Origin of the sequence: Leptospira noguchii serovar Panama str. CZ214 (assembly GCF_000306255.2) — a bacterium.
GTDB lineage: Bacteria > Spirochaetota > Leptospiria > Leptospirales > Leptospiraceae > Leptospira > Leptospira noguchii.
Window position 1 is genome coordinate 45,041 of the sequence record NZ_AKWY02000007.1, and the last position, 9,426, is coordinate 54,466.

At 35.7% G+C, this 9,426-nt stretch carries 9 protein-coding genes; 4 read left to right on the plus strand and 5 right to left on the minus strand.

Annotated elements, in window-relative coordinates; translation table 11 throughout:
• Nucleotides 1–2: 2 nt before the first annotated feature.
• Nucleotides 3–440 carry a globin domain-containing protein gene (locus LEP1GSC059_RS03595; protein WP_017215221.1) on the plus strand — a complete coding sequence of 146 codons (438 nt, stop codon included), beginning with the start codon at nt 3–5 and terminating at the stop codon, nt 438–440.
• Nucleotides 430–717 (plus strand): acylphosphatase, encoded by a 288-nt coding sequence (locus LEP1GSC059_RS03600; RefSeq protein WP_002148116.1) that lies wholly within the window; start codon nt 430–432, stop codon nt 715–717. Before LEP1GSC059_RS03595 ends, LEP1GSC059_RS03600 begins: the two co-directional genes overlap by 11 nt.
• Nucleotides 718–757: 40 nt before the next feature.
• On the opposite strand, the gene LEP1GSC059_RS03605 is transcribed toward LEP1GSC059_RS03600, so the two are convergent.
• On the minus strand, nt 758–2,332 hold the full coding sequence (locus LEP1GSC059_RS03605; RefSeq protein ID WP_020980298.1) for a hypothetical protein: 1,575 nt from the start codon (nt 2,330–2,332) through the stop codon (nt 758–760).
• Nucleotides 2,333–2,676: 344 nt separating this feature from the next.
• Between LEP1GSC059_RS03605 and LEP1GSC059_RS03610 the strand changes: the two genes are divergently transcribed.
• Nucleotides 2,677–3,693, plus strand: a complete 1,017-nt coding sequence (locus tag LEP1GSC059_RS03610; protein ID WP_036056996.1) for an aldo/keto reductase — start codon at nt 2,677–2,679, stop codon at nt 3,691–3,693.
• Here the strand turns inward: LEP1GSC059_RS03610 and LEP1GSC059_RS03615 are convergent.
• From LEP1GSC059_RS03615 to LEP1GSC059_RS03630, 4 genes are all read right to left on the minus strand, one after another.
• A complete protein-coding gene (locus LEP1GSC059_RS03615; RefSeq protein WP_002148081.1) occupies nt 3,678–4,388 on the minus strand; it encodes a potassium channel family protein in 711 nt (236 codons plus the stop codon). The two genes, LEP1GSC059_RS03610 and LEP1GSC059_RS03615, sit on opposite strands and share 16 nt — an antisense overlap.
• 12 nt (nt 4,389–4,400) lie before the next feature.
• Nucleotides 4,401–6,200, minus strand: coding sequence for a TrkH family potassium uptake protein (locus tag LEP1GSC059_RS03620; protein WP_017215224.1), 1,800 nt, complete (start codon nt 6,198–6,200; stop codon nt 4,401–4,403).
• The gene (locus LEP1GSC059_RS03625; protein WP_017215225.1) at nt 6,200–7,120 is read right to left on the minus strand and encodes a hypothetical protein; all 921 of its coding nucleotides are present in this window, start codon (nt 7,118–7,120) and stop codon (nt 6,200–6,202) included. Before LEP1GSC059_RS03625 ends, LEP1GSC059_RS03620 begins: the two co-directional genes overlap by 1 nt.
• Before the next feature lie 184 nt (nt 7,121–7,304).
• Nucleotides 7,305–8,612 (minus strand): adenosine deaminase, encoded by a 1,308-nt coding sequence (locus LEP1GSC059_RS03630; protein ID WP_017215226.1) that lies wholly within the window; start codon nt 8,610–8,612, stop codon nt 7,305–7,307.
• Between the two features lie 662 nt (nt 8,613–9,274).
• Here LEP1GSC059_RS03630 and LEP1GSC059_RS21285 point away from each other — a divergent pair.
• The coding region (locus LEP1GSC059_RS21285; RefSeq protein WP_020980295.1) for a DUF1564 family protein at nt 9,275–9,426 on the plus strand (152 nt) is incomplete at its 3' end.

A 9,426-nucleotide genomic window follows, 5' to 3' on the forward strand; every position in this document is an offset into this window, starting at 1 on the left:
TAATGTCCTTTTTCATTCCTCCTGGTGGACCTCCCGGACTGATTCCTGGTTTACAATCGGTTTTTGTTTCTGTTGGCGAAAATCGTCTTCGAGAGTTGGTTTCCGATTTTTACGATCAGATTCCATTGAGTTCGATCGCTTTTATGTTTCCGGAAAATCTGGAAGAGAGTAAAATAAAATCCGCAGATTTTTTAATTCAGTTAACAGGTGGTCCGCCTTTGTATTCTCAAAACTACGGGCCTCCTAAAATGCGCGTTAGACATCTTCCGTTCCCAATCGATGAAAAAGCGAGAAGGGTTTGGCTGTCTTGTTATCGTAAGGTTTTGGACGATTGGGATGCGGAAGTTTCTGTTAAAGAAGTTCTTTGGATTTTTTTTAAGGACTTTTCTGCTTGGATGGTGAATTTGGAAAGTAAGACGGAGGAATTTAATGGGATCTAAAAATAATTCAAGAGCGAAAATTTTAGTTCGAGGAAAGGTTCAAGGAGTAGGTTTTCGATATTATATTCTTCAGAGAGCACAAGAATGTAGACTTAGCGGTTATACTCAAAACCTTCCGGGTGGGGAAGTGGAAACTGTCGTGGAAGGAGATAAAATGTTTATAGAAGATCTCTACAAAGCGATTCAAAGAGGTCCTAAAGGTTCTGAGGTAAAAGAAACTTTGATTAATTGGGAAGATCCGAAAGGAAACTTTAGAACTTTTGAAATTAAAAAATAATTTACGTATAACACCGATAAGTCGGCTCTATTTTCTATTTTTAGGATTCTGCTTGTTCTTCCGTAACTAAGTTGAAATCAGTTTCGATTTCTCTAAGCCATTCTGCTCTAATTTTTTCCAATTGCTTTTTTCGATTTTCCTTATATGCAATTTCTCTGTTGAGTTGTTCAAATTGGACGATGGATTCCTCGTGTTCTAAATAAGTTTCGAGCAATTTATAAATTCCTAAAAAATTTAATATTTTAGAAAACCAAGAAAGGTTTTCTTTATAACAAGAATATTTTAATTGTATTAGAGCCGGTTTAAAATTTGCGTTCTGGTATAAGTTTCCGAGATTATTTTTTTCTTTTTTTAAAAGGTATAAGAAATTTCTAATAGTCTCTTTTTTGAAAGCGTATTTTTCCGTCATTAGTTTCATCAAGGAAATAACGATGTCCTCTTTTTTACTACAAAAACACTCCATCTTTTTTCCTTTTTCATACCAATCGCAGGAAATACAATCCGGGTCTCTTCTGAGGTTGTCCACTATGGAATGGGAAAATTCCCGATCCTCGTCCGAATTGATAATGACAAACTGTGATAAGTTGGGACTTTTCATGACCATTATCGTTTTTAACATCTTAATCGATTTCAGTTCTGTTTCAGAGGTGCTGCTGTGATCTCTTTCCTGATCGTGTTTTTGTGAAATATAATTTGCTATGATCAAAAAATCCCGAAATGTTTTCGGAATCAAATCGTTTAAATTTTCGCCTATGATCTTTAGTTCTTCCGAAACGAATTTTTCTTCGAGACCTGAAATGGGACCAGAATAATTGACGTCTACCACTATGTTCTTTCGATTTTTCGAAATTAGTTTCCAGGCGTTTTGATAATTTTCTTTCAATTTTTGAGAAAACTGGTTGAGATAGTATTCTTTTAAAATTTCAAACGCTTTTTCGACAAGTTCGTCCGTTAAATGAAACAATCCGATACTTTTTGTGACAGCAATATATTCGTTTTCTTGAATGTTTTCTAAAATAAATTGGACCGAATCTTCAATCACTTCCTCTTTTAAAAGTTCTTTGAATGTGAAGGTATGAATCCAGTTTTTGATATTAAAAGATTGTTTAATAAAGTTTCCTTCTGCGTTTTCTGCAATTAAATATTCAAATATAGACATCAATTCGCTGATTTGGAAAGGTTCACTTGTCAAAATATAGTTTTGAATTGCCAGCGTGGATTTACTCAGGCTATTTAGATAAATCTCTTTTAATTTTTCTCGATTAGAATTTTTGAATTCTTTTTCTGAAATGAGACAAAGGCAAATCGTAAGTTGATTCGTTTCTTTTAAAAATTTAAATTCCGGAAAGACTAGGATTAAATTTTCGTTGGAAAGTTTCTTTAAAGTATTTATATAGATAGGTTTGGAACCTTCGTCTTTCCATACCTTTAAGATTTTACCTGAAAAAAAACCTTCCAAAGTCGTATGGTTTCTAATTTGATAGAGGATTTCTATTTCTTTTGGATTTAAAGAAATTGCCTCTTGATCGGTGGCGTCTGCCTCGTTTTTCAGATGCAAATACGAGGGCATGAGGTTTTCGTATTTCTCATGATCGTAAAGTGAATCTGGATCCAAAATTCTTTACCTCTTGCGATAAATTTTAGGACGAAGTTTTATGATTTTATACTATATTAGAATCAAAAATAGCAAAAAATATTCAAAAGTTCTACTAAAGGGAAGCTTTATGAAATAAAATTCCAATGTGCTTAAAATGTACATAATGTTAGAGTCGCACAGTGTTTTTTACGTTTAAACTTTTGTAGTATTTATGTAAATATAATACGCAAAATTTTTTCAATTCGTTTTAGATACGATGAATCAATTCCTTATAATTTGTTTTTCGAATGTTTATTTGAAAACGTTTCGGATTGCCTTTGCCAATTGAAGACTCATTTTTGACTTTAAACGGAGGAATTGAATTGAAAAAAAGAAGACTGGGAAAATCGGGTATGGTCGTTTCCGAAATTTGTATGGGAACGATGACCTTTGGGTCCACTTGTGACGAGACGGAGGCGTTTCGAATTTTAGATAGGGCCTACGACGCGGGAATCGATTTCTACGATACAGCTGAAGTTTATCCAGTTCCGCCTGACGTTAGTTATGTGCATGAGACGGAAAAAATTTTTGGAAAGTGGCTAAAGACGAAAAAGAGAGATTCTATTTTGATCGCCACTAAAGTCTGTGGTCCTGGACATGGTTGGTTTTCTCCTCCAATTCGAGAAGGGAAAACCGCGTTGGATCGAAAAAACATCAGAGCAGCAATCGAAGGAAGTCTAAGACGTTTGGGAACAGACTTTGTAGATCTCTATCAAACACATTGGCCGGATCATGATTTCGGTTACGAAGAAACTCTCCAAGTTCTGACGGAACTGATTCGAGAAGGAAAGGTTCGTTATATCGGTAACAGCAATGAAACTGCATGGGGAATGATGAAAAGTCTCTCTGTTTCTGAAAAATTTGGTTTATCACGTTATGAGTCCATTCAAAATAATTTCAGCATATTAAACCGAAGATTTGAGGACGCGTTATCCGACGTTTGTAAAAGAGAAGGTGTGAGTCTTTTGCCTTATTCTCCGATTGCGGGTGGAGTTCTTTCGGGAAAATACAATTCTTCCAATCCTCCTCAGAATGCTAGATTTAGCCGTTATCTAAATTCTGGAGAAAGACAAAAAAAGATGGCTCATCGTTTTTTAAACGAAGGCACTTTGGCTTCTACCCAAAAATTAATGAAGATTGCACAGGAGGCTGGAATATCGGTTACAGTTCTTGCGGTTGCTTGGTCTAAACAGCACGACTACGTTGCTTCTACGATTATCGGAGCAAATACCGCGGAACAATTGGAAGAAAGTCTAAAGGCTACGAATGTGATTTTATCGGAAGATATTTTAAAAAAGATAGATGAAGTTTCCAAAGAAATACCTTATCCGATGGGATAGGCGCTGATAAACCGTTTTATACTTTCGGAATTTCCAAATAAGATCAGTATTTCCTTTTCTCGGAATACTGTTTTGGAATCGGGGAGAAATACTCCCCCTTCCGATTCGTTTCCGTTTAATTCCGCTCTTCTAATTGCAACTAAGTTGAGCTGAAAATTTTCCCTAAGGTTAAGTTCTTTTAGTTTTGTACCGTAAAGAAGAGGTGAAATTTCCACTTCGAAAAGACTATACTCTTCGCTTAATAAAGTAGCCTTTTTAACTCCTTGATAACTCAGTTGTTCTGCCATGGAAGCTGCCGCTCTTTCTTCCGGATTGAAAAGGTTTTCGATTCCAATCATCTGAAGTATTTTACGATTCAATTCGGAATGATAACGTATGTGTAACGATTTCAGATTCATCGCTTTTAAATTGTATGCAGTTGTGATCAATGATTCGAAATTTTCAGCAAGTGCGACTACGATTTCATCCATGTCTTCTAAATCTAATTCTTCTAATGAAGTTCGATTGCTGGTATCCACACATACAGCGAGAGCGCAAAAGTCTTTAATTTCTTCTATGATTTTTATGTCTTTGTCTATCGCGGTAACCTCGTGTCCGTTTTCGTTCAAATAAGCGACTAGAGCCTTGCCGAATTCTCCCAGACCTATAACTGCGATTCTTTTTTTGAGAGTTTTATTTTTTCTTTTAATCGCCATGAAAGTTCTCCTTTACCCTACTATGATCGATTCTTCCGGAAACTTAAGCCCGGATTTTTTTTCTTTAGGAACAAGTGCGATCAGTATGGTCAACATCCCAACTCGACCGCAAAACATCATTAGACAGATTAAAAGTTTACCTGCCGAAGTGAGAGAAGGAGTGATTCCTCTAGAAAGTCCCGCGGTTCCAAATGCGGAAACTACTTCGTAACAAAGATCTAAAAATGCGGAGTTTTCAGTACAGGTTAAAAAGAAAATTCCAAAAAAAATTAAAAATAAAGAAACTAAAATTCCTGCGGAAGCTCTGGAAGTAGTTCCAGAAGAAATTTTTCTTCCAAAAACTTCTAATTCTTCCTTTCCTCGAATATGATTGAATAGATGTAATACTGAAATTGCAAGAGTAGTCGTTTTGATTCCACCTCCTGTTCCGTTAGGTGATGCGCCTACCCACATTAAAAAAAGACTAACAAAAATCATAGGAGTTCCCATTTTAGAAATACTTAATGTATTAAAACCAGCGGTCCTTGAACTGATGGAATAAAAAAGGGAATGAAACATTCCGTCTATTATGTTTAACCCGTAAAGAGTTTCTTTTCTTTCCAAAACGTAATAGGAAACCATTCCGAATAAGATCAAACTGACGGTTACAGTCAGAATTAGTTTTACACCTAGTTCCATTCTTTTGGGATAACTTCCGATCTTTAATACCCATTGAATTAAGTGATTTACCGTTGGAAAACCCAAACCTCCGAGTACGATTAAAATCATCACCACGGATAAGAATTCTTTTTGGTTTAACATCCAATCAGTTTCAAATCCCTGCGGAAAAGTGGAAAAACCTGCGTTACAAAACGAACTTACCGAATGAAACAAGGAATAAAAAATTTTATTTTTAAGATCCGTTTCGTTTGGATCCGGATAACAGATAAAGATCAATAAAACTCCGATCGCTTCTATTAGAAAAGTTTGAGCGGCTACTTGTTTTAAAACGGAGGAAGCTCGTCCTACACTTTCTTGGCTGAACAGATCTTTAATTAGAAGTTTATTTGTGACGCTGACTTGGCCCGCCAAAAAGATCGCAAAAAAAACGGTAAGAGTCATCAAACCGAGTCCGCCGATTTGGATCAAAATCATCAGGATCGTTTGTCCGGTCCCGGTCAGTTGAGTGGAAACAGAAATTGTACTCAAACCGGTGACACAAACCGCACTTACTACTGTAAAAAAAACGTCTATCGTAGAAATCGAAATCGCTTGGGCTCTTGGTAAAGATAATGCGAGTGTACCTAAAAGAATCAAAATTCCGAAACTTACCGCTATGACTAAGGATGGGCTGATTTGTCTGTAATTAAGAAGTTCGGTTTTTCGGATCAGTCTAGAAAAGTTACTGAATAAAAGAAATAATTGGCTCAAAGATAAAAAAGCCAAACTTGCATCTTCTCCACTTAAAGAATCGAGAGTTAGAATTTCATAAATTTCTTGACTGATGATTTCTTGAAATACGATTAGAAAAACAACGATTGCTTCCGTTTTGTGTGTTTTCAGATAATCAAATAGATTGTTTTCTACAAAAATAAACGAAAGTGCTTCGTAAACCACAAGAGAAACTACAATTACGTTTACGAGCAATCGAATCCAATGGGTCCATTCGTGTGGATAATAAAATCCGTAGATCAAAACCAAAAGACAAAGAGAAATGGTTCCACAGATAGAATAATAAATTCTTAGAAAGGGATAGACTTTAGTTTGATAAAAAATAGTTATATTTCTTCTTATATTCGATAATTTGAATATAATATCCTTAACGGAGTTCATTAGAAACTGACGTTAAAGAGCGAGATCTCCAGTTTATATTCTCTTCCTGGAACCGGAGAGGTCGAGGCCGAACCGGAGATAGGAAGCGAATTGCCGAAACCTAGAGAGTCCACGGATGTGGGTTCTACGGGAGGAGACTCTGGTTGATTCTCCTTTTTCATGGATTCGTATTCTTTCATGTCGTGCCAGGCGTTTGCAAAAGCAAGACTGGTCCCGAAAGTAAAAATAAAAATCGAGCCTCCAAAAGTTTTTTGAAATTTATGATAGCCCGGAACTCTTGCATTGGCGGCTATTGCATACCCTATTCCTAGGGTGATTGGAAGTGTCATAAAAAAGATAATGGTAAAACGACGAAACGTGGTTTCGGTATATTTTTCTTCTTCGAAAACTTGATTTTGTTTTCTTTTTTTATCCGTTTGTTGTTGTGCCTGTCTTTGAAGAATCGTTTCTACGTTGATATTACCGGTAAGAGGGTTGATCAGACTATCCTGTTTTCTTTCCGTGTTTGGGGTTGTGGTTCTTCGTAATCCTCCTCCTGTAGCGGGAAAGGGACTTTCAAAAGGAATCTGAACGTTTTTAGGAGAAATTAAGGCCGGTTTTTTGAAAGTAGGAGGAATTGTATATTCCTGAAACACTTCTCGAGTTTGAGAATCTTTATAGTTTCTTAGATTAAAATCATAAGGATCTGAAAAATCCGTTTGGCTCTGAGAGGTTAGTGACTTAGGATTCAAAAAAGAAAAGATAAGAAGTATTGTCGTAAGTTGGATGATTTTATGAAATCGGAACCATGTTGTTTCGTTGAAAAAATTGGCAGAGAAACTTTGAGTTTTTTTACGACTTGTTCCATTTTTATTTACAAGTGTTTCGCAGTTTCGAACAAAATTCAGTCGATTCTTGCGGATTTCTTGTAATTTTTGCATGGCTTTCTTCTAAAATCTTTTAGACATAGGTTGAGGCAAGGATTTTTAGAGTTCTCCCAATAAGAGCTTGAAAGTGTAAACTCGCGCACATATTTATAACAAAAAAGCTATTTAAAACTCACAAACCGCCGAAAGAGACGTAATCTGTGGGAACTACCACAATTTTTTAAAAACTTTCTAAAACTTAGAATTCAGAAGACGATTTTTTTCCGCTTAGGATTTCCGAAGTAAATAAAAAAGAATTCCGTCTGACCGTTTCCAAAACTTCGGCGCTAAGACCGATCTTTGCCGCCTTGGAAAATTCTTCTTTGATCGAGGTTCCAAAAATTCCGGGGTCGTCCGTGGAGATTGTAAATTTCATATCATTCTTTGCAAAACGAAGAATCGGATGAGATTCTGGATTGACTACCATTCCGATATATTCGTTCGAACTTGGGCAGGACTCGATGATTGCGTTTGTTTGTTTGATTTTAGAAATGCAGTAATTTTGAAAGCCGATACATTCTTCTAGAAAAGAAAAATCAATTTTCAATTCAATAATTTCCTTATGTTTGAGAGAGTCGATTTCGTTTCCGATTTTTTCTCTCGAAGGAGCTTCAAAATAAGAATCTAATTCCTCTTTTCGATCGTAGTAAAGTTGAAGTTGGTCCAATCTTTCCGATTTAGGTTCTGTAATTTTATCTTTCATTTTTTCGGAAGGATGAAGTCCAAGAGCGATTGCGTGTCCAAGGCGGTGGGCCCCCCATTCCGCGGATTCTAAAACCCATCTAGAAGCGGATAAAATTGATTTGTCTTGGAAACTCTCTCCTACGTGATAAAGAATTGCAAGTGCTGTGTTCTTTTCAGCTTGGTTATCTTTGTTTACTTCTTGGAAAAATTTTCTTTTCCCCTTGGGAGGAAATCCTTCTTCTATATAACAAAAATCTAATCCTACTAGGTAATTTCGAATCAAGGAATTTTTTTCCATAATATTTTTATAAATTAAATATTCCTGAAATACGTCTCCGTCTCTGTGTAAGGAAATTACAAGTTTACCTTTGGCAAGGCCGCCGGTTTTTTCCTCACCAAGCGCCAAACCTTCACAGGCGGCTAAGGTTTTTTCGTAAATTCCAAGTTCTGTTTCCAAGGGAGAATACATCAATCTATATTCTCCATAAGTTACACCTTGGTGGAACTGATCTTCTACAATTCGAGTAGCGACTAATGAGATTTCGGCAGGATCGAACTTAGATAAAGCAATGATTAGATTAAACTTTGCCTGAAATTCAGAAAAAGGACCTCTGTGGTTGAACTGATAAAATTTACGAAAAGAATTTGGATCTTGATAATCTTGGAAAAAAGTTTCTGTAGAAATTTTTTTACCAAAACATTGTAGATATGAATTGGTAAAAATTTCCCAACGAGGAGAAGGGTTGGATTTTCCCAACTCATATAAAAATTCGGAAGTGATCGATCCATAAAGATGATTGTGAAGATCTGCGTATGTTTTCATAAAAGTTACGATGTTCAATTTTTGTATTTTTATAAGATAAATTAAGATTCGATTTCAAAGGAAAGAAATTTTTAAAATATACACACACTACAAATTTTGTGAATTCCATTTGTGCCTTATACGATTTGGGAAACTTAGGATCCATACTATTGTGAGCGTTTTGATAAAATTCACGTTTACTACTTGGAAGTCCTACATTCTAAGTTTTAAACAAACTCAGCATAGTATTGTTTTCATGCGTCTGAGTAGTAAATAAGAATTTAGAGGGTTGAAATAAGGAAACGGTTGTGTTCTAGGCGTTTCTTGGAAAAGCGGTGGCGATTTATATTTTAGTACATTATAATATAAATAATTATTAAATCTGGGAGATATTAGAGCTTTTGAAAAATTAATTCTGTTTTATGGAAATGGTAGATTAAAACAGTTTTGTTAATCGTTGCTATATGGCATTTTTCAACAATTCTATCGTATTTCAATTCTGTCTTTTGAAGGGGAATGCCTTCCCCTCGCTGCAGCCGAAGGCTTCCGCTACCCCTTCTCCGGGTTAGTCCTCCCGTTTTCAAGACCCGGACCCGACTCATGTTATTATAATATTTTGCTTCTTTCTAAATTTTTTTTTATAAACCGTTCCGTTTAGAAGGGTAGAAGAACCGTTTTCTAGTATGGATATACTTTTATTCAATGACGGTCAAAAAATTGAATCTACTTTGATAGAAAGTGTTGTTGGAACAGATTCCCTTTTGGTTCCGGAAGTTTATTGGAATCGGTTGAATTCTCAAGAAAGGAAGATTCTTCGAAATAGACTTCCCCTTTT